Annotated in this window: 16 protein-coding genes and 3 pseudogenes; 15 read left to right on the top strand and 4 right to left on the bottom strand. The window is 60.9% G+C overall.

What is annotated here, in order from left to right:
* Window positions 1–13: 13 nt before the first annotated feature.
* Entirely contained in the window at window positions 14–343 is a 330-nt protein-coding gene (locus J8I82_RS33770; RefSeq protein ID WP_284183242.1) for a methionine adenosyltransferase, read from the bottom strand.
* 14 nt (window positions 344–357) lie between these two features.
* Between J8I82_RS33770 and J8I82_RS33765 the strand changes: the two are divergent.
* From J8I82_RS33765 to J8I82_RS33735, 7 genes and pseudogenes are all read left to right on the top strand, one after another.
* Window positions 358–1,775: pseudogene (locus J8I82_RS33765) on the top strand (TonB-dependent receptor); the annotation flags it as partial.
* Between the two features lie 1,931 nt (window positions 1,776–3,706).
* Window positions 3,707–4,144 carry a universal stress protein gene (locus tag J8I82_RS33760; protein ID WP_245180431.1) on the top strand — a complete coding sequence of 146 codons (438 nt, stop codon included), beginning with the start codon at window positions 3,707–3,709 and terminating at the stop codon, window positions 4,142–4,144.
* 51 nt (window positions 4,145–4,195) lie between these two features.
* Window positions 4,196–4,912 (top strand): ABC transporter ATP-binding protein, encoded by a 717-nt coding sequence (locus tag J8I82_RS33755; protein WP_209764028.1) that lies wholly within the window; start codon window positions 4,196–4,198, stop codon window positions 4,910–4,912.
* Window positions 4,906–7,272, top strand: coding sequence for an ABC transporter permease (locus J8I82_RS33750; RefSeq protein WP_209764027.1), 2,367 nt, complete (start codon window positions 4,906–4,908; stop codon window positions 7,270–7,272). Before J8I82_RS33755 ends, J8I82_RS33750 begins: the two co-directional genes overlap by 7 nt.
* A 34-nt stretch (window positions 7,273–7,306) precedes the next feature.
* Entirely contained in the window at window positions 7,307–8,464 is a 1,158-nt protein-coding gene (locus J8I82_RS33745; protein WP_209764026.1) for an efflux RND transporter periplasmic adaptor subunit, read from the top strand.
* A gap of 265 nt (window positions 8,465–8,729) precedes the next feature.
* On the top strand, window positions 8,730–9,641 hold the full coding sequence (locus J8I82_RS33740; protein ID WP_209764025.1) for a cation diffusion facilitator family transporter: 912 nt from the start codon (window positions 8,730–8,732) through the stop codon (window positions 9,639–9,641).
* A 274-nt stretch (window positions 9,642–9,915) separates the two neighbouring features.
* Window positions 9,916–10,527 (top strand): hypothetical protein, encoded by a 612-nt coding sequence (locus J8I82_RS33735; RefSeq protein ID WP_431831607.1) that lies wholly within the window; start codon window positions 9,916–9,918, stop codon window positions 10,525–10,527.
* An 89-nt stretch (window positions 10,528–10,616) separates the two neighbouring features.
* Here J8I82_RS33735 and J8I82_RS33730 read toward each other — a convergent pair whose 3' ends face one another.
* Together J8I82_RS33730 and J8I82_RS33725 are read right to left on the bottom strand one after the other, a co-directional pair.
* Window positions 10,617–11,972: a sensor histidine kinase gene (locus J8I82_RS33730; protein WP_209764023.1), complete on the bottom strand. Its 1,356-nt coding sequence runs from the start codon at window positions 11,970–11,972 to the stop codon at window positions 10,617–10,619.
* A gap of 2 nt (window positions 11,973–11,974) precedes the next feature.
* A complete protein-coding gene (locus J8I82_RS33725; protein ID WP_209764021.1) occupies window positions 11,975–12,634 on the bottom strand; it encodes a response regulator in 660 nt (219 codons plus the stop codon).
* Between the two features lie 143 nt (window positions 12,635–12,777).
* Between J8I82_RS33725 and J8I82_RS33720 the strand changes: the two genes are divergently transcribed.
* The 8 genes and pseudogenes from J8I82_RS33720 to J8I82_RS39455 all read left to right on the top strand — a co-directional run.
* Window positions 12,778–13,191 (top strand): PepSY domain-containing protein, encoded by a 414-nt coding sequence (locus J8I82_RS33720; RefSeq protein ID WP_209764020.1) that lies wholly within the window; start codon window positions 12,778–12,780, stop codon window positions 13,189–13,191.
* Window positions 13,192–13,303: 112 nt separating this feature from the next.
* Complete coding sequence (locus J8I82_RS33715; protein WP_011301279.1) at window positions 13,304–13,771, top strand: DUF2271 domain-containing protein; 468 nt, start codon at window positions 13,304–13,306, stop codon at window positions 13,769–13,771.
* A 25-nt stretch (window positions 13,772–13,796) separates the two neighbouring features.
* Window positions 13,797–16,004: a PepSY domain-containing protein gene (locus J8I82_RS33710; protein ID WP_209764018.1), complete on the top strand. Its 2,208-nt coding sequence runs from the start codon at window positions 13,797–13,799 to the stop codon at window positions 16,002–16,004.
* The gene (locus J8I82_RS33705) at window positions 15,985–16,968 is read left to right on the top strand and encodes an FAD:protein FMN transferase (RefSeq protein WP_209764017.1); all 984 of its coding nucleotides are present in this window, start codon (window positions 15,985–15,987) and stop codon (window positions 16,966–16,968) included. Before J8I82_RS33710 ends, J8I82_RS33705 begins: the two co-directional genes overlap by 20 nt.
* Before the next feature lie 33 nt (window positions 16,969–17,001).
* Window positions 17,002–17,205, top strand: a complete 204-nt coding sequence (locus tag J8I82_RS33700; RefSeq protein ID WP_245180430.1) for a hypothetical protein — start codon at window positions 17,002–17,004, stop codon at window positions 17,203–17,205.
* A gap of 279 nt (window positions 17,206–17,484) precedes the next feature.
* A pseudogene (locus J8I82_RS39460) lies at window positions 17,485–20,180 on the top strand (Tn3 family transposase).
* Between the two features lie 24 nt (window positions 20,181–20,204).
* The gene (locus J8I82_RS33690; RefSeq protein ID WP_209764016.1) at window positions 20,205–20,438 is read left to right on the top strand and encodes a DUF6429 family protein; all 234 of its coding nucleotides are present in this window, start codon (window positions 20,205–20,207) and stop codon (window positions 20,436–20,438) included.
* Window positions 20,439–20,658: 220 nt separating this feature from the next.
* Window positions 20,659–20,970 (top strand): annotated as a pseudogene (locus J8I82_RS39455) (Tn3 family transposase); the annotation flags it as partial.
* Between the two features lie 939 nt (window positions 20,971–21,909).
* Here the strand turns inward: J8I82_RS39455 and J8I82_RS33685 are convergent.
* Window positions 21,910–22,431, bottom strand: a complete 522-nt coding sequence (locus J8I82_RS33685; RefSeq protein WP_209764015.1) for a DUF4411 family protein — start codon at window positions 22,429–22,431, stop codon at window positions 21,910–21,912.
* Window position 22,432 lies beyond the last annotated feature (1 nt).

Here is a 22,432-nt window from a genome sequence, read left to right as displayed (position 1 = left end):
CCCTCGAACCTCGTCACAAGTCAAGGGTTCGCGGGGCAAATTGCGATTTTATTGGCGGCTTAACTTGGATGGATTGGACACCAAAGGAGGTGTCATTCGACAGTGGGATGAATGATGTGCCAGTGACGCGTCGGAGGTTTGGGGCCGAAGGGTGGAGTATGGGCTCTACCCGGATGTCGTCGCCGACCCGGCCTAAGCTGGCCGAGAGGTAGTTACGAATGGCCTGCTCAACGATTCGCTCAGCCTTGGCAGAAGGCAGTTCCGTGACAGGGCCCGACACCAGCATGCGCATCGGTCGCACGAGTTGTCCGCCACCGAATTTCGGTTCACTCATGCCGCCGATAAGCAGTGCCTTGGCCGCGCGGCGGGGGCGAGCGGCTGGGCGGGACCGCGATGGCCTACCGCAACGACTGGAACTCGACCGACCAGGTGCCGCAGCGGGCCGTCAATGAGGGCCTGATCCAGCGCTTCGGCAATATCGATCCAACCGACGGCGGCTATGCGTCGCGCTACAGCGTGTCGGCGGACTGGCTGAGGCCGCTGGGGAACGGCGTGATGCAGGCCAATACCTACGTCATCAAGAGCCGCCTGCAACTATTCTCGAACTTCACCTATGCGCTGAACAACCCGGAGCGGGGCGACCAGTTCGAGCAATTCGAGAATCGCGTGACGGCAGAGCCAACGTCTCGCGCATCTGGTTCGGCAAGCTCGGCGAACGCGACTCGGAGACCGAGATCGGCACGCAGGTCCGCTTCGACCGACTTGACCCGATCACGCTCGCGAACTCGGAGGCGCGGCAGATCTACGAGACGGTGCGCACCGACACCGTCAATGAGACCAGCGCGGCGCTGTACCTGCGCAACACGACCGCCTGGCTGTCGTGGCTGCGAACGGTGGCCGGGCTGCGGGCGGACCAGTTCTGGTACTGGGTGTCAAGCGACAATCCTGCCAACTCGGGCAACGGCAGCGAACGAATCGTCAGTCCAAAGCTGAGCATCGTGATGTCGCCGGCGGACCGGACCGAGATCTTCCTGAACTGGGGACGCGGCTTCCACAGTAACGACGTGCGAGGCGCAACGACCACCGTCGACCCGTCGACGGGGGAGCCGGCGCAGAAGGTCAGCGTGCTGGTACCGGCCACCGGCTACGAGATCGGCGTGCGCACGGCGCGGTTTGTCCCGGGCCTGCAGTCGTCGGCCTCTCTCTGGCAACTCGACATCGGCTCGGAGTTGGTGTTCTCCGGCGACCGCGGCACCACCGAGCCGAGCCGGCCGAGCCGCCGCACCGGCATTGAGCTCGCCGGCTACTACGCTCCGCCGGGTGGCCCGCTTGCCGGCCTCATCCTCGACGCCGACGCCGGATTCTCCCGCGCCCGCTACCGCGACCACGAAGACGTGGGCAACTATATTCCCGAGTCGATCGAGACCACCGCCTCGGCCGGGGTCTCGCTGAACCGGGGCCGCTGGTCGGTCGGCGCGCGGGCGCGCTACTTCGGCCCGCGTCCGCTGGTGGAGGACAACAGCGTGCGCTCGGCGTCGTCGTTCCTGGTCAACCTTAAGGTGGGGTATCGCGTGCTGAAGGACGTGCGGGTCTTCGCAGAAGTGCTGAACGTGTTCGACAAGCGCGTCAACGACATGGACTACTACTACGCGTCGCTGCTGAAGGGCGACACGTCGATCGTTGATGCCAGCGGCGTCGCAACCGGCATCAACGACCACCATATCCATCCGGCGGAGCCGCGGACGTTCCGTGTGGGGGTGCTCTGGAGTTTCTGAAGGCAATGCAGTGATTAGCCTGTGCCGCAATGCCGGGCGCCAACGACCGCACTGATTCATACCAGATGGTTACGCGAGACGATGCGGCAACATCGCCCCACTTCCTGGCTACGCAACCTTCCACGAGAATTGCGCCCGCGTCCTTTTGTACTTCCGCATTGGTCGACAAGCCACACTTCAACATTGTGTTGGCCCTTCCAAAAAAAACCTCGGTCGCAGTGACCGAGGGGCGGACGTCTCACCATTGCGGACGGAATTATTCTCTCTTCTGTTTTCCCCCGCGTTCAGCTTAGTCGTTCGGAGGCCATCCCGGTGGGGCTACTACGTGCTCTACCTCACACGAACCCTCTTTGCGAGAGACCAAAAGCTGAAATGGCGTGCGCTGGGGACGAGCTTCTTGCGGAATTGCTCTCGGAGAATGGACGTCTTTTGAAGACTGCGGAGAATTCTGTTGTATGGCAAACATACTAATCTCGGCAGGGAACGTATCCTCATTGAACTACGGCCAAAATTTTCCGTGACGGCGAGCGACCTTGGGAATGAGTCGCAATGTACTAGCCTGACGTCAGGCCGGTTGAACCATTGATTGAGGTCAAGCAGTGAGCGCAATCACGACCGTACCTTGTCTACTATGCGGTGGCACTGGCGCGACGCTGGCCTGACCGACAAGATCACCTGCGTGGTGGTCGCATGTACCGCTGCGCTGCCTGTGGTGGGCCGCGATGGGCCGCTTTTCCATGTTCGACCCGTGCGAGCGCCGCATGGGAAGATGTTTTTCCGCATTGACCAGCTCCTCTTTCAGCCAGGTCTTCTAGCGCCCCGTCCTGGCCGCATGCCCGTAGTTGGCGCTGGCCGGTAACCGTAAGACGTCAGACCACGTGTGGAGCGCGCAGCGAAACTGCACCGTATGGAAAGCGGGGCGAGTGGCCCTCGACAGGCAGAGACCGACCCTGAAGCGCCGTTCGAGATTGGGCCAGTGCAACGGCGGCTTCCGGACGTACTGCAGCCGTTCGCGAGTTGAGTTAATCGTTGAGTAATCGGCTATCTCAGCTTTTCCTATAGAGGGGCCATACCTTCTGACTGCCGACTTAGCTCCCGGCACGAGATCCCATCGAGGATCCAGATCATGCGTTCCTGGCGAACTGTAAGCGGCCGCGATAGTTGTCGATGAAACTAGAGCCGTCGGGGGAGAAATTCGTCCGAACGACCATTGATGCTCTGAACGCTCTAATCGAAAGCCGAGTTCCCAGTGCAGCCAGGTTGAACCGCCAGGCGTGTGGGAGATGGCTGTACAGCATTGTGAGCTGAAATGCTTTCGCATGATGGCTTTTTTCTTCATCACGATTGGAGTTAGGTCCTCACGGCTGGCTTCCTCGGACTACTGGCGTTGAGTTAGCATGCGCGCCACCTTATGACGCCGCGTAGCCACGGCCAAATCTATCTCACTGCCGGACACAGAGAAAGCCTGCCCACTGCCGGTGGTGGATCGCTCGGCTTGCTGACATTTACTCGGGCGTCGGCGGAACCGTGGTTGCGACTTCCTTGAGCATCCAGGAGGAAATTGTTGCTCTGGCGTGACCAGGGGAATTCCTTGGGCCATGGCGCTCCCAGCCAGACCCTTACCCTACTCGATGGCGCCCGGAAGATGGTGGCTGTATCTTCGGTGTGCGCAACCGAACGGCCGGAGGGGCGGCTCAGCCGGACAATAGTGATCTCTTCATGACGGTCCGGCCGTATAGCGCGGCTTCTTGCGCTTATAGCTTCTTTGATCCAGCCCAAATCCGTGAATGGTTCATCACCTACCTTACGAACATGACCATGTGACTTGTGCGGTAGAAGAGGGCCGCCGAGGCCTGTGATCCGTCGCGTTTCGCGATACCCTGCGGCGCAACATGCGATCGTCGCCGTCTTTGCTATTCAAGGAGAAAGTGATGCAAATCGTACTTGCGGCCGATGGGTCATCGTACAGCGATGCGGCGGCACAATGTGTGGCTGCCGGGAAATTACTGAAGGGGCCGTTGCTCGTACACCTGGTTCACTGCATGCCAGACGTGTCGGGAGAGGTGAAGTCCTACATCAGCGCCGCTGACCTTGCAGCATGGCACTCGGACGAGAGTGGCCGGACGTTGCGCTCTGCTGCTGAGATCCTGAGCGCAGCGGGTGTTCCCTTCGAACAGCACGCGCTGACCGGTTTTGCCCCAGAGCGCATCGTCGAGTTTGCACGTTCTGTCGATGCGGAGGCGATCGTGATGGGCACTCACGGCCGTGGCGCATTCCTGGATGCCATTGTCGGTTCCGTAACGGGCCGCGTCATTGCCCACGCCCCATGCCCCGTCCTTCTGGTGAAGGCTGGCACTGCCAATAGCTAATGACTGGGAATCCCATACGGTTTGACCTCCGGTAATGAGGTCAGATCTGCTATGTCCAGCGATCGCAGTCCGCTCTTTCGCGTGCGCAGCGTCTACAAGACGTATCAAACGGGCGAGGTGGTCGTCCACGCGCTGAACGGTGTGGACCTCGACCTTTATGACCGGGAGTTTGTTGTCCTATTGGGAGCATCGGGAAGCGGAAAATCGACGTTGCTGCATATTCTTGGCGGACTGGACCGCCCCACGTCCGGGACCATCGAATACCGGGACCATGACTTGGCACACGCCGATGAGGCGGGTCTTACCCGTTACCGCCGCGAGCACGTCGGCTTTGTATTTCAGTTCTACAATCTGATTCCGAGCTTGACGGCCCTGGAAAACGTCGCACTGGTGGCCGATATCGCCGAGCACCCCATGAATCCACTCGATGCCCTTGAGTTGGTAGGGCTATCGGCGCGCAAGGACCACTTTCCAGCGCAACTCTCCGGCGGAGAACAGCAGCGCATCGCCATTGCCCGTGCCGTCGTCAAGCAGCCGGACATTCTTCTCTGCGACGAGCCGACCGGTGCGCTGGACTACAGCACGGGGAGGCTTGTACTTGAGGTTCTTCAGCGCGTAAATACGGAGCGGGGCGCAATTACCGCCGTTATCACCCATAACACAGCCATAGCTGCAATGGCTGACCGGGTGCTGCACATCAGCAGTGGCCGCATTACGGAGATTGAGCAGCATGTGAGTCGGGCAAATCCATCGGAGTTGCGATGGTAGCCGCACGCTTCACCATGTTATCGCGCGAGTTGTGGCGGCTTCGCGCCCAGGTTGCTGCCGCGGCGCTTGTCGTCGCATGCGGCATAGCCGTGCTGGTCGCGATGAATGGGGCATGGCGCTCTCTTGCATCCGCCAAGGACCGCTACTACGAGATGCAGCGCTTTGCCGATGTGTTTGCCAATGTAAAACGAGCGCCAGTTTCCCTCGAAGGTCCCATTCGGGCCATCCCGGGGGTGCGCGAAATCCTCATGCGCATCGTCCATGACGTTAATGCGGATGTACCGGGCACGCGCGAGCCGGCCACGCTACGCCTGATATCCCTGCCAGCCCCTGGCAAAGCCGGCATCAATGCGCTATGGGTTTCACGGGGCCGACTTCCCGACCCTTCCCGTGACGACGAAGTCGTCCTTAGTGTCGCCTTCGCAAATGCCAATGCACTGGATGTCGGGGGGCACGTGACAGCCATACTCAATGGTCATGCCCGCCGGTTGACGATCACAGGCCTGGGAATGTCACCAGAGTATGTTTATGAGGTAGGGCAGGGCATGGTGTTTCCGGACAACCGCCGGTTCGGCATCATTTGGATGGGGCACGCCGCAATGGAGTCCGCCTTCGATATGGAGGGGGGCTTCAATGATCTGGTCATCCTGCTTGACGCCGAGGCCCGCCCCCAGGAGGTCGTCACAAGGCTGGACCGGATGCTTCTCCGTTACGGCTGCCTCGGGGTGTATGAACGGACGCTGCAACAGTCGAATCGATTCCTTAGCGATGAACTCGATGAGATCCGCGTGATCGCCAGCTATGTTCCGGCCCTATTTCTGGCGGTGGCGGCGTTCCTGTTGTATACGTTGCTGAGTCGCCTCGTTACCTTGCAGCGGGCTGAGGTTGGCTTGCTGAAGGCGTTTGGCTACAGCACCGGGACTGTGGCTCTCCAATATGTGTATTTTGGCGTGGCGACGGTATTGCTTGGGGTGCTGCTCGGCGTGCCTGGCGGGCTGTATCTGGAGAAACTGCTGGTCGGCCTATACCGCCAGTATTTCCACTTCCCCGCGCTGAACGCCGAGGTCTCCCCCGGGATCGTGGTCGGCGCTGTCATGGCGAGTGTGTGTGCGGCCTCCGTGGGCAGTGCATCGGCCGCCCTGCGCGCAGCGCGCTTGTCGCCAGTTGAAGCGATGCGCCCTGAGTTACCCCCCGGCTTCCGGGCGAGCTTTCTCGACCGTGCAGGCCTCCTGGCGGTGCTGCCCATTCCCCTGCGGCTGATTTTGCGCAATCTGGCTCGTAGGCCGGGCAAGGCCTTGATGTCCATCACCGCCATCGCGCTGGCCGTGGGGTTGACCATCGTCGGACGGTTCGGACTCGACGGCGTCAACACGATTCTCAACCTTCAGTTCGGCCGCGTTCAGCATGAAGACGTGACGTTGATCTTAAACGAGCCGCGCCCCCTGCGGGTCGTCCATGACTTGGCCCAGATGCCGGGCGTCCTGCGAGTTGAGCCATTTCGGATTGTGCCGGTATGGTTGCGCCACGCTAATCGCTCCAAACGCACCGAGATCACAGGTCTGGAAGCCACGGGCGAGTTACATGAGATTGCGGGCTACACCTCCGGACGTCATCCAGTTGCTTCGGACGGGCTTGTGCTCTCGGCAAGACTGGCAGCGGAGCTGGGCGTATCGGTGGGCGAGCGTGTTGAGGTTGAAGTGCTCGAGGGCCACCGTAACAGTCTGGTCATTCGGGTCGCGGATGTCGTCGATGACCTGCTGGGCGCCGTTGCCTACATGGACTACAAGGTATCGTCCCGCTTGCTGGGCGAAGCGCCGGCAATCAGTGGGGCGTACCTCCGTGTCGACGCCGACAAGGCACAATTGCTGTACCAAAGGCTCAAGGGCCTGCCGGTCGTGAGTTCCGTGATCATACGCTCCGCTGTAATCGCCAGCATCCGAAGAACGCTTGATCGGACGTTCGTCGTCTCCAGTCTGGTGCTGGCGGCGTTCGCCACGGTGATCGTGGCTGGGGTCGTCTACAACAACTTTCGCATTGCGCTGTCCGAGCGCGGGAATGAACTGGCAAGTCTGCGGGTACTCGGATTTTCCCAGCAAGAGGTTGCGGGGATTCTGCTTGGCGAGCAGCTCCTTCTGACGGTCTTGTCCTTGCCGGTCGGCATTGCCGTGGGCTATGGCTTGTGCGCCTTGCTCGTCCCCATGTTCGACCGCGAAGCCTTCCGCATCCCGCTCCACCTGAGCAGGCAAACACTGGCCCAGGCATTGCTGCCGGCCATCGGCGCCGCGGCCGTGGCGGGACTGCTTGTCCAGCAGCGGTTGCGACGGCTGGACCTGATCGCAGTGCTGAAAACCAGAGAGTAAGGCGATGCGGTGGTCAAGAGCCAAGACGTTCCTGATGGCGGGTGCTGCCATGATTGCGGCAGGCCTTGGCTATCTGCTGATGCCAGAGCCGGTGGAAGTGGAGGTGGTCAAGCCGTCCGTTGGTGCGATGGCAGTGATCACAACCGAGGAGGGAGAGACCCGCAGCAGGGAACGCTACGTTGTTGCGGCACCTGTCGCAGGAAGGCTGATGCGGATCAGCTTGCGGGAGGGCGACTGGGTGCATGAAGGGGAAGTGGTGGCAGAACTCGCGCCCCTGCCGCTCACGGCCCAGGAACGCGAAGAAGCCCAAGCACGGGTGGCTGCGGCGCGTGCGGCATACCGTGAGGCGCAAGAGCGCGTCCGGCATGCCGCCGAAGACCACGCTCAGGCCCAGCGCGAACTGCAGCGTGTCGAGAGGCTGGTGCGGGAGCGCTTCCTGTCTCCGCAGGCAGGGGAGCAGGCCGCCAACGCTACCATTACCGCCGGCAATGATCTCGCCGCGGCGCGCGCCCGCGCCAGCACCGCCTTGCAGGAGGTCCGCGTGGCAGAAGCCGGCCTGCTGGCCATCGAGGAGCACAAACGGGGGCGCTGGCCGGTCGTGTCGGTTCATGCACCGTTCACCGGAGCCGTATTATCCATTCCGGAGCGCAGCGAGCGGGTTGTCGCTGCGGGCGAGCCCTTGCTGACGATCGGCAATCCACACGACTTGGAGATCGTGGTCGAGCTACTGTCAACGGAAGCAGTCAAGGTGCGGCCGCAGATGCCGGCGCGCCTGGAAGGATGGGGCGGCGAGCAAGCGGTACAAGGCAAGGTTCGGCTCGTGGAGCCCCATGCGTTCACCAAGGTATCCGCACTGGGCATAGAAGAAAAGCGGACCCGGGTGATTATCGACGTTATTGATCCACCCTCTGGGCTGGGCGACGGATTTCGCGTCATAGCGAGCGTTGTGCTGTGGCAGACCGATCACGCGACAAAGTTGCCCGCGAGTTCGCTGTACCGTTGCGGCGGTGCCCAATGGTGTGTGTTTCGGCTTGAGGGCGACCGGGTGCGCAGGACGGAGGTCAGGATTGGTCACCGGAATTCGGATGAGGTGGAACTGCTTTCTCCCTTGACCGACGGCGTACAAGTAGTTCGATATCCGCAAAGCAGCCTTCAGGATGGCCAGCGGGTAAAGCTGCGTACCGACCCCTAGTCCATTGTGTCAGTCGAAATGCACCCCGAATCGACTGCGCCCCTAGGTTACATGCCATGTCGCCGATGTTCGCAACGGCGGCGCCGTTGCCGCGGATTGCGCTTTTGTACGGTGCCGGAGGTGCAGCTTCCCGGTGCGGTTACTCTGGCGCCGTCTGAGAATGAAGGCTGGTGGTCTCCCAAGGTTGCCGCCGCCGGCCCAGCTTGGTCGAGGTGTCGCGCAGGCGCTAATATTTGGCTTGTCGTCGAATCACAAGGCACTGTCAATGCAAAAGCAAGATGGATTGAGTCCTGACGCGGACGAAATGCCAGGGAGTCAGGCTGCGGCAAGACGAAGCACGCTCGTGAGCGTCGCGGTCAATATCGGCCTGACACTCGCCCAGGTTGCCGCCGGAATCTTTGCTGGCTCCCAGGCACTGGTGGCCGACGCCATTCACTCTCTTTCGGATCTGGTTTCGGATTTCGTTGTCCTGTATGCCAGCCACCATAGCAAGAAAGCGCCAAGCGACTCCTATCATTATGGGCACCAGCGTTTCGAGACTGCTGCCTCGCTGATACTTGGACTTCTCTTGCTAGTTGTCGGCGTCGGCATGCTGTCAAACGCCGTACTCAAGCTTGAACATCCGGATTCAATCCAGCCAGTACGAATAGTCGGGCTTTGGGTCGCCCTGGGTGCGCTGGCAACCAAGGAATTGTTGTTTCGCTATATGCTCGCGATCGCCGAACGAGTCCGTTCGAGCATGCTGGTTGCAAATGCCTGGCACGCTCGGTCGGATGCAGCATCTTCGCTGGTGGTGGCGCTGGGGATCCTGGGCAATACCCTGGGTTACCACCTGCTGGATCCGATCGCGGCACTCGTGGTTGGCCTGATGGTGTCAAGAATGGGCTGGCAATTTTCCCGGAGCGCACTGCGGGACCTAATGGATCGTGCGATCGACGCGGAGACGGTAACGGCGATTCGAAGTGCCATGCTCGAAACGCCAGGCGTGCTAGGTGCGCACGATGTGCGGACCCGGAAAATGGGGGACATGATTCTCGTGGACGTCCACCTTGACATCAATGCAGCGGCGAGCGTGAGAGAGGGTCATGACATTGCGCTTGAGGCGAGACGGCGAGTGATGAGCCGAAAAGATGTCCTCAATGTCATGACGCACGTTGATCCGGTCGACGTGGCATGAAATCTTATGGTCAACCGACCAAATGCACTTGGCGGAACTGGTATGAGAAATTGCGATTTGTTCTCACAGAGATAATCAGGTGCATTTTCTCTTTAGTGCTGACGCGCACTTCGACTCTCGTTTCTTCAATACTGCATGGTCAATTTTGGGACGGTAAGGTGTCGACTGCGCGGGGGCTACATAGACTTCTCCATGGATGGATGCCAGCCTTTGTAATACCCTTCGAGCAAAGAGATGAGCTTTATTTTGCCTTGGGAGGACAGGGATGAGCGACATCGCAGACTTGCTTATCCTGGTCGTCGTGATTTTTGGTTTGAATCTGATGCCAGCCTTTGCCCCGCCGACATGGATGGTAATGTCATGGGTGGGCTTTTCGCTGCCGGAGGCCAACCCCGCCGTTCTGGCGCTTGCAGCGGCATGTGCAGCGACTACCGGTCGCCTGGTTTTGGCCCAGATGGCTTTTGGTTTGGTGCGCCAGCGCTGGATGCGTGAGGATGACAGGCGGAACATCGATGTAGTTGGTGAGTGGCTGGGGCGCCGCAAGAGCATGACGGTGGGATTCATGCTGGCTTATGCCTTCAGCCCATTCCCGTCGAACTATCTCTTTATCGCCTACGGCCTCACGGGGATGCGGCTTTGGATGATTGGGCTGCCGTTCTTTGCAGGACGCCTCATCAGCTACTTTGTGTGGACGCATCTGGCTCAGGTGGGCTCGCGCTATCTGGACACGGATCTTGACGGGGCCTATTTCGGTCTCTATTTCGTTCTCTCGCAGTTGCTTCTTCTGGCGGCCGTGTACCTCTTCACAAGAGTGGACTGGGTATGTCTGCTGCATGAGCGACGCTTGCGTTGGCGACGCTCACGGAAATTGTCTTCCCCACCGTGACGAAGCAACGTGCGCTTGAACCTGTCCGATACGGGCAACCTGCCGGTCGAGACGAGGGGGGCGGTGCGACGCCTATGTCGCCAGGCGGTTCACGCGTGCTTCTGCATCGCTGGCGCACCAAGCAAATCGTCGATGCTGACTTGCAGGCCGTCTTGCCAGCCCGGAACCGGGGAACGTAGCTCAAGGGAGGAACCCGCACCGCGCACAATCGCTTCGACGATAGCAAGGCCAAGTCCGCTGCCCGTGGCTGCCGTCGCTCCACGCTCGAACGGCTTTGTCAGACGTTCAAGCTCGTCGTCCGGCAGCACCGGTCCGTGATTGCTCACAGTGAGCGAACCGGTGGCCAACAGCGAAATCCCCACAGGTTGCCCAGGTGAGCCGTGCTTCTGTGCATTCTCGACCAGATTGCGCACGACAATGGCAAATGCGTCCTGATCGATCCACGATGGAACGGGCTGGTCGGGCAGGTCAAGCTGGATCGGGTGCGCAGAGGCCACACGCCGGAAATCCTCGATGACAAGTTCAAGCACCGGCCGTAGATCCTGCGGCGCATCACCGAGCACGCGTCCATTTTCCGCCTTCGCGAGTTGCATCAGCCTTTCGCTGACCCGCGACAGGGTGTGCAAGGACCGTTCGACGTTCTGCACGCGCTCCCGCATGGCGGCGGAAGGCATTTCGTCCATGAGACGTTGCGTCTGTGCGAGGGCCGCGGCAATCGGCGTGCGCAACTCGTGTGCGCTGTTGGCGGTGAAGCTGCGCTCGGCGGCCAGCGCGCGATCCAGCCGGGCCATCAGGTCATTGACTGCGTCGGCAATCGGCGCGATTTCCGTCGGTAACTCCTTCTTTGCGAGCGGCGTCAGGTCGTTCTGGCCGCGCGCGGCAATGCTGGCGCAGAAGCGTCGGATTGGCCGCAGCCCGCTCCAGACGATCAGCCAGATTCCACACAGGCCCACCGGTAGAAACAGGATGAGGACCTTGGCGACCGCGAGCGCGGCTTCCATCACGGCATGCCGGCGCGTGGCAAGCGGCTCGGCGATCATCAGAGAGATCGTGCCCTGTAAGCCCGGCTCGGCGTAAATCCGGTGCGACGGCGTAGAAGTGAAGCCGGCCTTCAGGCCCGGCGGGAAGATGGCCAAAGTGGCGTCGTGCGATCGCAGCAGCAGTCTGCCCTTGTCGTCGCGGACCGCGTAGGTCAGCAATTCGTCGTGCGGGCGAACAGCTGCGATACGTCGGCTGCTATCCTCATCATCATCCGCATCCCGCCCGACGATGTCCATGATGGCGAGCGGCAACAGGCGCTGCGCGGTCTCCTGCAACGCACTGTCCGACATCCGATCGACCTCGCGGCGCAGTACGTAGAATGAAGCCGCCGCGGCGGCGAGCGACAGCACCGCGAGCCCTGCAACCAGCGCTGCCGCGAGTCGACCTTGCAGGCTGCGCAGCATGGTCAGTCCCGCTTGAGCCGATAGCCGAGCCCACGCAATGTCTCGATGACATCGGCACCAAGCTTCTTGCGTAGCCGGCTCATGTGTACCTCGATGGTGTTGCTGCCAATCTCCTCGTTGAAGGAATAAAGGCGATCCTCCAGGCGGCTCCTTGACACGATCATCCCCGGACGCTGAATCAGGGCTTCGAAAAGTGCCCATTCACTGGCAGTCAGGTCAACGTGCTCGTCCCCGCGCATCACGCTGCGCCCCGCCGTATCGATATGCAGTTCGCCGAGTGTGACCAGGGGATTAGGATTGCCCGAATACCGGCGTGACACCGCGCTCACCCGTGCGGAGAGCTCCGACAGGTCGAACGGCTTGACGAGATAGTCATCCGCGCCGGCGTTCAGGCCGGCGATGCGGTTCGATACCTGATCGAGCGCAGTCAAGATGATGACAGGCACGGTCGAACCACCCGCGCGAATCTCTCGCAGGAAATCGAGCCCCTTACCGTCGGGAAGCAGCAGATCGAGCAGGATCAGGTCGTAGTTAGCGGCCGCAAGGTGTCGGCGCGCCTCGGCGATGCAGGCCACGAAGTCGGTCGGATGTCCATCTTTCTCGATCTGGTCGCGGACGGCCTCGCCGAGCCAAGGTTCATCCTCGATGAGAAGGACTCTCATTAAGAGCTCCTTGATAAATGTCTCGCGTGACTTTGGCACGCGAACCTGTCGCCAACATGAAGAAAATTTCTTGTGTCCGCAAGCTTGGCTTCAGGTTTCAGGTGCATTGTGGAGTCCAAGGATGCAAACGGGAGATGTTAGTCATGAAACACCTGCGAATAGCCAGAGGCTTGGCGCTCACGATGGCTGCACTTGTCGGCGCTGCCGGCATCCATCCCGCACTGGCGCACGACAACGACGATTGCGAGGCGCCGGTGAACGCCTGGAAGCCGCGAGACGCTGTCCGGACGGTGGCGCGGCAAAAAGGCTGGCAGATCGACAGGCTCAGGATTGACGACGGTTGCTATGAGGTCAAGGGGCATGATGCCGATGGCCGACGTTTCAAGGCAAAACTTGATCCGGTCACCCTTGACGTCGTCCGTATGAAGCTTGAAGACGCCGACCACGGCGGAGCACGCGGACAGCGGTCGGACGCGAATGCTGGCAAGCCCCCGGCTGACGCACCCCCCGAGAGCTTGATGAAGCCAGGCACGAAGCCCCAGGTCCAGATCCGCTGACCCCTTATTGCCGACGCACCGCGTACCTCATCGGCATTGTCCCTGCTGAAGCAGCCGCAGGCCAATGCGATGAGTGCGATGCCCCCCTTTTGTCCAAATCAGGAGAATCCAGATGAAACACGCCTTCCCGATCGCCGTGCTTGCCGGCGCGCTTGCCGCGCCTTCACTGGCATCCGCGCGCCAGGTCTTGTTCGAAACGCAACTGTCGAGCTATGGCGGAGATGGCGCGTACGTTGCCATGTATGTCACCGATCGCGCCGGACGGTATCAGGGCACGCTGTGGGTGGCAGGGCAAAAAGCCAAGTACTACCGGCACCTGCGCGACTGGTATCGCGCCACGGGCGGCACCGCAAAGGTGGACGGCATCACCGGCGCCAGCGTCGGCGCCGGCAAGACGCTGCGAGCGACTCTGGATCTGTCAGACGCGCTGATCGATGCCGGATATGAGGTCCACATCGACACGGCGGTCGAGGACATGAAGGAGTACCCGTCCGAGGTGGTCGTGCCGCTGACCTCCTCGGGCGCGAACAAGACGTTCAAGGGGAGTGGCAATGTGAAGTCGTTCCGCTATTCACTGTAACCAGGGGCAGGCGAGGAGGTGCCCGATGTTACGCAAGATCCATTCAATCCCCGGTCTCATCGCTGCATTGCTGATGACGATTGTCGCCTTGGCAGGCGCCGCGCTGTCGGTGAACCCGGCACTTGAGCAGGCAAGTGTCCGCCCTAGCCTGGCTCCACTTAGCGTTGCAACGCTAGCCAGCCGCGTGAGCACCTCGATGCCAGACGTCGAAACTCTCACACGCCGGCCGTCAGGCGCGATCATCGCGCACTACGAGGCCGGCGGGGAACAGCGCGCATCGATCATCGATCCCGCTACAGGAAAGGCCGTCGGCGACTATCGCCCGTCGCCTGTCGAGCGTTGGCTGAAGAACCTGCACCGCAAGCTCTTTCTCGGCGACGCTGGCCGGATCGCCACAGGTGCAACTGCTGCCTTCATGCTGTTCGCCGCGTTGTCCGGGCTTGTATTGCTCGCACGCCGGATGGGCGGGTGGTCGCATATCTTGGCCCCGATCCGGGGTGACGGGTTGCAGCGGTTGCATAACGAAACTGCGCGAGCCGCGCTTGCCGGACTCACGCTTTCGGCGATGACCGGGGTCGTCATGTCGTTGACGACGTTCGGCGTGATCCCGGAAGGCGGTGCGCAGCAGCCCGCCCTCGGCGTTTCGGCAATCACCACGCCCCCGATGCCACTGCGGCAGATGCCCGCACTGGCAATAGATGTCTCCAGCCTGCGTCAGTTGACGTTTGCCAACGCCGCCGACCCGAGCAGCATCATCGAAGTGAATACGATGGACGGCGCCGGTTATGTCGATCCGTCGTCAGGCAGATGGCTTGCCTTTCAGCCGGCCGACGCCTGGCAACGTGTGCACGGGGTTGTCCGCATGCTGCACACGGGCGAAGGACTATGGTGGCTCGGTCTGATTCTCGGCGCATCGTCGGCGTCGGTGCCGTTGCTGGCTGCAACCGGCCTGCTGCTGTGGCTGCGTCGACGACGGGCCATGCCGAAGCTCGCCGGCAACGTGCCGGCACGCGACGCGGATGCTGTGTTGCTGTTGGGCACCGAGGGCAATAGCACGTGGGGCTTTGCTTCGGCGCTGCATGCAGCGCTGACCCGGGCAGGTTTTCGCGTTCATGTCGCACCGATGAACGATTTTGCAGCCGGCAGCCGCAGCCTGCGGTATCTGATGGTCCTGACTGCGACCTACGGTGACGGCGGTGCACCGGAGAGCGCTGCACGCTTCCTGCCGAAGCTCGATCGCGTGACGATCCCTGGCGGGGTAGCATTCGGAGTCTTGGGCTTCGGCGACCGCCAGTTTCCTCATTTTTGCGGCTATGCGCGAACGGTTCATGAAGCACTGACTGCCAGAGGGCTAGAAGCACTGACCGATCTGGGCACGGTTGACCGGCAGTCTGAACCCGAATTCCGGCAGTGGTGCGCGGGGCTCGCCGAAAGGCTCGGCGTTTCGCTCGATATCCGCTACACACCATTGCTGCCGCCCACGATACCGCTCAAGCTCGTTTCACGTGACGACTATGGTGCGGATCCACAGGATATGACTTCGGTGCTGCGCCTCATGCCTGCCGAGGGCGGAAGAACCTGGACAACCGCGCTGCGGCAGCGGCTGCCTCGGTTCGAGACCGGGGATCTACTCGGCGTCGTGCCGCCGGGGGCTACATCGCCCCGGTACTACTCGCTCGCGAGCGCGACAGCGGACGGCCTCGTCGAGATCTGCGTGCGGCGTCATCCGAACGGCGTTTGCTCCGGCTATCTCACAGGCCTGCAGCCCGGCGAAACGATTGAGGCGTTCATGCGGCCGAACGCGCGCTTTCGACCGGACGCGGGGAGTGCTCCCGTGGTCCTGATTGGGGCTGGCACCGGGATTGGTCCACTGATCGGTTTTATCCGGCACAACGCGGCACGCCGTCCGATGCACCTGTATTTCGGTACCCGCAACGATGGCGAAGGCTTCTTGTACCACGCCGAACTTAAGCACCTCGTAGCCGACCGGCGGCTGCAGGCACTCACGACTGCCTTCTCACGCTCCGGTAGCCGGAGTTATGTGCAGGACCGCCTTATCGCGGACGCGCAGAGTCTGCGCACTTTGGTTGCTCACGGTGCGCAAATCATGGTGTGCGGTGGCCGAAGGATGGCGGAGGGTGTCGCACAGGCGTGGGAACGCATTCTGACGGATACCGGCTTGTCCGTCGCACAACTGAGAGCGCAGGGACGCTATGTCGAAGATGTCTATTGAGGCGTTGCCAGACACGCAACTCAAGCTTTGGCGCGTGAGCGGTGCGACAATGGGAACCCGCTACACGGCCGCCTTCCATGCGTCACCGAAGACGGAGGAAAAAGAACTGGCGGCGCGGCTTGCTGCGGCGGTTGGCTCGGTTGACGAGCAGATGTCGAACTGGAAGGAAAGCTCCGACTTGTCGCGGCTGAATCGTGCCGAGCTGGACTGCTGGGTGCCGGTGTCCAGGAATCTCGCGGCTTTGCTCGCACGTGCGCTGGAGATCGGCAGCGATACGCACAATGCCTTCAACATCGGCGTCGGCGGCCTTGTCGGTATATGGGGTTTTGGGCCGCCGAGCGAGCAGCATGCACCTCGCCCAAGCGCGGCTGACACGGTTAAGGTAAGCCCGTGCCCGTCTGTGAACGAACTGATCGATGTGGACGTGCAACGGTGCCGGGTGCGCAAGCGGGGACCCGTTGCGCTGGATCTGTGTGGCATTGCAAAGGGATTCGGCGTCGACGAACTTGCACGCGTGTTGAGTGAGCACGAGATCGGCTCATGGCTTGTCGGCATCGACGGCGAGATGCGCGCGTGCGGAAGCAAGCCGGATGGTTCGCCGTGGGCGATCGCGCTTGAGGCCCCGGATTACAAGCGGCACGCCGCAATGGGCGTCATCGAACTGAGCAACGCCGCTATCGCGACGTCCGGCGACTACCGCCACTGGGCTGACACCGACGGTGCGCGTATCTCGCACACAATGGATCCCCGAACCGGCGCGCCACTGTGCAGTTCCGTTGCGTCGGTGACGGTCATTGCACCGATATGTGCGGACGCGGACGCCTACGCGACAGCCTTGCTAGTGCTCGGCGCGCAGGCGGGGCGAGATTATGCTCAGCGCCGGCACCTCGACGCACTCTTTGTGGTACGCGACGGCGATGCGCTGCGCACGATCGGGACCGGCTGCTTTGCCAATGTGCGCTAGGAACCTGGCCAGTTTTGATGCCGGTATGAGCTGTTGCCATACGCCGAGCGCGGCGCTGTCTTCCGTGACGGCATCCCGGTTACGGACATGATCCGGGCCTGGCTCGATGTCTCTGCGCACGCGACGGCGCTGAGCAGGCCGCTGAACTGGGGCACGGGATTCTTGCAAATGCCGTCGGAGAAGGCGGCGACCTCATCGAAATCGCCCGCGCGGCTAGCCTTCAAACTGATCGAATAGGAACCTGAATTCCTAGACGCGGGCACAAGGCCCGTGTCACCAAAGGCCCCACACGAGGTTGTGGCCGATCAGAGTTTGCCGCGGTGCCGCGTGACGCGGGACGTTGTGGATTTCGTTGTGGGGTAATCGTACTTTTCGTGCAAAATCTGGCGGTTTCCCCGAAAGCCTTTGTCCACAACGCTTTCCGACAAGCCCCGCCCCGTTTACCGCCACGAATGAGAGGAGGGCGTAACATATGCGCCCGCGATTCGGATCGCGCCATCTCGATGGGGGCAAGAGATGCCGGGCTTGGGATTTCGCTATGTGGGAAGTGACCGGTTGCCGACGCGGCTGTCGGAATTCGATGTGGAGCGATATTTCGCACTGACCGACAGCGACGTCGCGGCGCTCAGTGAGCGCTTTCGGCCCGATCGGCGCGCTGGGGCGGCCATCCAACTGGTATTCCTGCGCGCAAGTGGGCATAGCCTCGGCCAGGTCAGTACGCTGCCGCGCCAGTTGCTCCACTACATCGGCCAGCGGCTAGGTTTGCCGACGCCGACGATTGCATCGCTTCGGACCCTATATCGCCGGTACAAAACGCTCTATGACCACCTGATCTGGGCCTGCCGGTATCTGGGCTTGAAGTCAATCGGCCCGGACCAATGGGCAGACCTCGAAGCATGGATGCGCAAAAATGCCAAGGAATCACTCACGCTCGACGAACTGCTCCAGCACGCGAACTACTGGCTGTACGAACGAAGGATTTTGATTCCCGCCGACCGGACGTTGCGGGATCTCGGACGATCAGTCTGGGCTGAGATCGAGCGCGACACTCTCGCCCTGATCGAGGCGACCGTCCCTGAGACGCAACTGAGGCGCGCCGATGCAGCGCTATCGAGCCAACACGACGCCGCAGACATGACCGTTCTCGACTGGCTCAAGACGCCGCCGGCCCGGCACAGTCCGACGACGATCACCGACACGCTGGAAAAGATTCGGTTTTTCAAGGAGATCGGGGTACACACATGGACGCTGGACACCGTGCCGATCGATAAGCAGCGTGCGTGGGCACAGCGGATTCAGGCGCGCCGTCCGGTGAAGACCCGCGAGCTCAAAGGGTCGGCGCGCACTCTTGAGCTGGTATTTTTCCTGCGCGTGACGCTGCTCGAGTTGACCGATTCTCTCCTCTATCAAATAGGGCGCCGCGTTTCCGATCTGGTTCGGCACGCCTGGAATTCTCGGGTCGGGACACAGAACCTAGCCTGCAGCAACTCGAGCTTATCGCCAGGCTGCGCGATGACGGCGCGACGGAGTTGCCCATTGAACACGGCGTCCCGATTAGCGCCAACTGGCGCGCTTTGGTCGACTGCGACGATCGAAAGCGTGCACTGCACGCTCTGGAAGCCGCCGCGATCACGAGCTTGCGCAAAGATCTGCGCCGCGGGTCGGTGTGGATCAACCACAGTCTGTCCTTTCGTGAACGTGACCAGATGTTGATTCCGCCGTCAGAATGGGAGTCCGAGCGAGACCGGCACCTATCATTATTGGGTCTACCAGCTACAGCGGATCCCTTTCTCGAGCGATTGACTGAGAATTTGAAGGCCAGTCTCGCCGCGCTGGAGGAGGCTCGCGAAGCCGGACGCGTGACAATCGGCAAGGATGGCGCTCTGCACCTCTCGACACTTGAGGCGCTACCGACGGACGGGATACCGAGGCGCACACGAGACCTGCTGTTCAAGGCGATCGGCACAGCTCAGTTTGCGGATCTCATGATGGAAGTGGATGTCCACACGGGCTTTAGCGAAGTACTGCTGGCGCGGAAGGCACGCGATGCCAAAGAACTTGTCTCGCTCTACGGCGCGCTGATGGCACACGGCACCGAGATCGATGCGAAAGGCGTTGCCGCCATGATTCAGCAAGTCGATGCTGCGGCGATTTCGAACACAATGCGTGTGCTCGAAATGTCGGGCCGGCTGTCGCGCGCCAACGCGCGCGTGGTCGAGTTTCAACGTACGCACCCCATTACCGAGTTGTGGGGAACTGGCCAGCGAGCCTCGAGCGACTCGATGAGCCTAGATACTTCACCTCATCTGTTTTACGCTCGTGTCGATCCGCGTAGGCGCACCCATGCAGTAGGTATCTACACGCACGTCCTGGACCAGCATGGCATCGTGTACAACCAGCCCATCGTCCTTAACGAGCGCCAGGCGGGGGTCGCAATCGAAGGGGCAGTGCGCCACAGCGACACGCGCGAGGACGGCGGCCTGCTCGCGCTTGCCGTTGATACGCATGGGTATACGAACGTGGGAATGGCTGTGTCGAAGCTGCTCGGCTTCGATCTATGTCCGCGGCTACGAAATCTGTCGGAGCGCAAGCTCTATCTAACACGGGGTATGGAGGTGGCCAAAGATCTTGCTCCCATAGTGGATCATGGTATCTCACTGAAGCCCATTCGCGACGGCTGGGACGGGCTGCTGCGGCTCGTTGCATCCATCAAGTCAGGGCGTGTCAGCGCCGTCGTCGCGTTGCAGCGATTCGGCAGCGCAGCTCAAGGGGATCCGATTTATCGGGCGGCGGAACAGCTTGGCAAGCTGCTGCGTACCCTGTTCCTGTGCGACTATTTCAGCAACGTCGAGTTTCGCCGAGAAATGCATGCGCTACTCAATCGCGGTGAGTCGGTGCACGAACTCCAGCGTACGATCTACACGGGCAAGGTGACGCCGGAGCGCGGCCGTCGTCGTGACGAAATCATCGCGATTTCTGGCTCCCTGACCCTGCTGACGAACCTGGTGATTGCATGGAACACGCAGCGCATGCAATCGACAGTCGACGCTTGGCGCGGCAAGGGACAGCGAGTCGACGACGATTGGCTGCGCCGAATGGGGCCGGCGCATTCCGCGCATGTAAATTTTCGGGGCACGTTCCGATTTCCCGTCGAGCAGTACCAGGACATGCTGCTCGAAGCGGCGCCCTGGCAGGCTGCGGCAGGATCATGAGGGCCACCTTCGAGGAGGAGGCAAATGGACATCAATACCGATGCGGTCGACGAGGTTGTCCTCGCGCTGCTTTACCTGAATTTATGCGGTGAGAATCGTGCCTGGAAGAGCCTTGACTGGGACGCGCTGAATCGCTTGCACGAGAAAGGGCTCATCGGGGATCCGGTGAGCCGGGCGAAATCGGTGTGGCTGACCGAAGAGGGCCTGGGTGAGGCCGAGCGGTTGTTCACGAAGTACTTCGTCCGCGCTGGCGACTAGCAAGTCGACACCAGGAATATGTGATCTCTTTCGCACAAATCTGCAACGTGCTTTTCTACATTGTCGGAGGGCTCTGGGGCCAGCGTCGCCGGCAGCGTTGACGCCAGATTTTGCAGCGAAAGGATGGAGGCTGGTGAACTCGACAGTTTCTTAACGCGTTGTTTTGTGAGGAAAATTCTTGGCTCACCGCCAGATTTTGCACGGAAAGTACGATTACCCCTACTTGGAGGTGTGCGTGTTTTCCCATCTCGCCGGAGATTTGCGCTGCGGCGACGTCTGCATCGAAGGATCGGGTAACTTTGCCGACCTTCGCCAGCAATTGATGCCTTGGGGGGAGTGTCAGGCGCTGCTCCACGATTATTGCGACCGGATTGGTCTTGCGTCCGACGCGCAAGGCTTCGTCGACAATCTCAAGAAGCTGCTGACGGAGACGGCCGATCAGGCCGACAGTGAATTTCCCCAGCACGCCGGCGACGTGACAATCAGACCGAGCGGCGAGCCCACGCTCACACACGTCGTAGTCCAGCCAATTTTCGGATTTCTAGTTTTTCAGTGTAAAAGAAGCGCTCGTAGCCCGGCTAAGTTTGAACGGAAGGCGCTCCCCTCTCACGGTTGTCCAGGCAAAGTTGAGATGTCCGGTCGGGGGGTTGGCTCGCGACGCAATGCAGTTCCTGGCGTTCAAGCGGGCCATGGGCATGGGCTACCGCCGTGCTGAGTTCGTGCTCAACGGCTTCGTGCGCTTCGTCCGTGACTCCTGTAAGGCAGTGGTGCTGGCCTGACACGGACCAGTGCAGCTCAGGGTGAGGTTGTCCTACCAGCGGCGCAAGTTCGATTTCGCAGCAGGAAGCTTGGTTTCAGTTTTCGGTTCCGTTACGCGGCCACGATTGCTTCTGCAAGCGCTCTAGCCCTTCCAAAATATCGCTCGGATCCAGTGAGCGCTGGGACTTTTTGCCAGGTGGCCGTCCGCGCTTGCGAGGAGGTCCTTCAATGGTATGCAATCTGCCGACATGGCGTAGAGCCAAAGCTTCGCTTCAAGGTTGCTCCAATCGATGGGGTCACAGCCCCCGATTTTTCTCTGTCAAAGCTTGTCCACCAGATTCTCCTCGGCCCATCGCTATCCAGCCCGCTGGCAATTACCGCAGTAAAGAGAATGCTCGAGAAGGTCGGGAAGCCCGAGCTATGCGAGCGCGTCTTTGCATCAACAACACCTTACCGGGCGTAACCGGCCGAGGTTGGTGCTGCTCATGAGCGAGTGCCGGGAATGCCCAAACGAAAGCGCCACCAAGAGGAGAATGATCTGGTGGCGCTCCGGGTGCGACGAATCTGGCGGTCTGGCCCAAAAAGCTATCGCGAATCAATGCTTTGCAACATCGCTGGTTGCGCGAAGAACAGTAGAGCCTTGCTGACGGCGGCTCTCCAGTTGATCATCGCGCCTTTCCACGAAAGGTACGATATCCCTTGCCGGAAGCGCCTATAGCTGCCAGGACGTACTGAACTTGAGTGTGCGTAACATTGCAAATGTATTACAGCACTGGACATCGTTATCCCTGCAAACATCCGGTACACGGCGATTCGCGCGTTTCTTTCCCGGAGCGGACACCTCGATTGAGACTACAATCCGATTGTTGACGTCAGTGAGGGCGTGCGCAATTAGGAACGGGTCGCGCCCAAGCTGCTCGATTTCCGTGTCATTTAGATCGGGGGCATAGGTAGCGACGACCTGGTCTACCAAGGGCGGGTGGACTTCTTCGTCGAGCACAAGGGCATCCTTGACTTCGTCCTGGCCCAGCCAATCAACTAGAGCATCTTTCTTGACCTTGCCTCCACCATCTTTCACTTCTTCATATGTTTCCAGGGGCATCTTGATGATACCGGCCTGCGCCATGTGAAGTAGCCAAGCCCAGAACTCGGGCACCATATCAATCGGATAGTACTCCCGATGTGCGGTGATAAGAACGTTTGCATCCAATAGGTATAGCTTTTTAGCCACCATA

This window comes from Cupriavidus consociatus, assembly GCF_017814975.1.
GTDB lineage: Bacteria > Pseudomonadota > Gammaproteobacteria > Burkholderiales > Burkholderiaceae > Cupriavidus > Cupriavidus consociatus.
The sequence above is the reverse complement of the archived record's forward strand: the minus strand, read 5'-3'. Positions and strand labels throughout refer to the sequence as shown.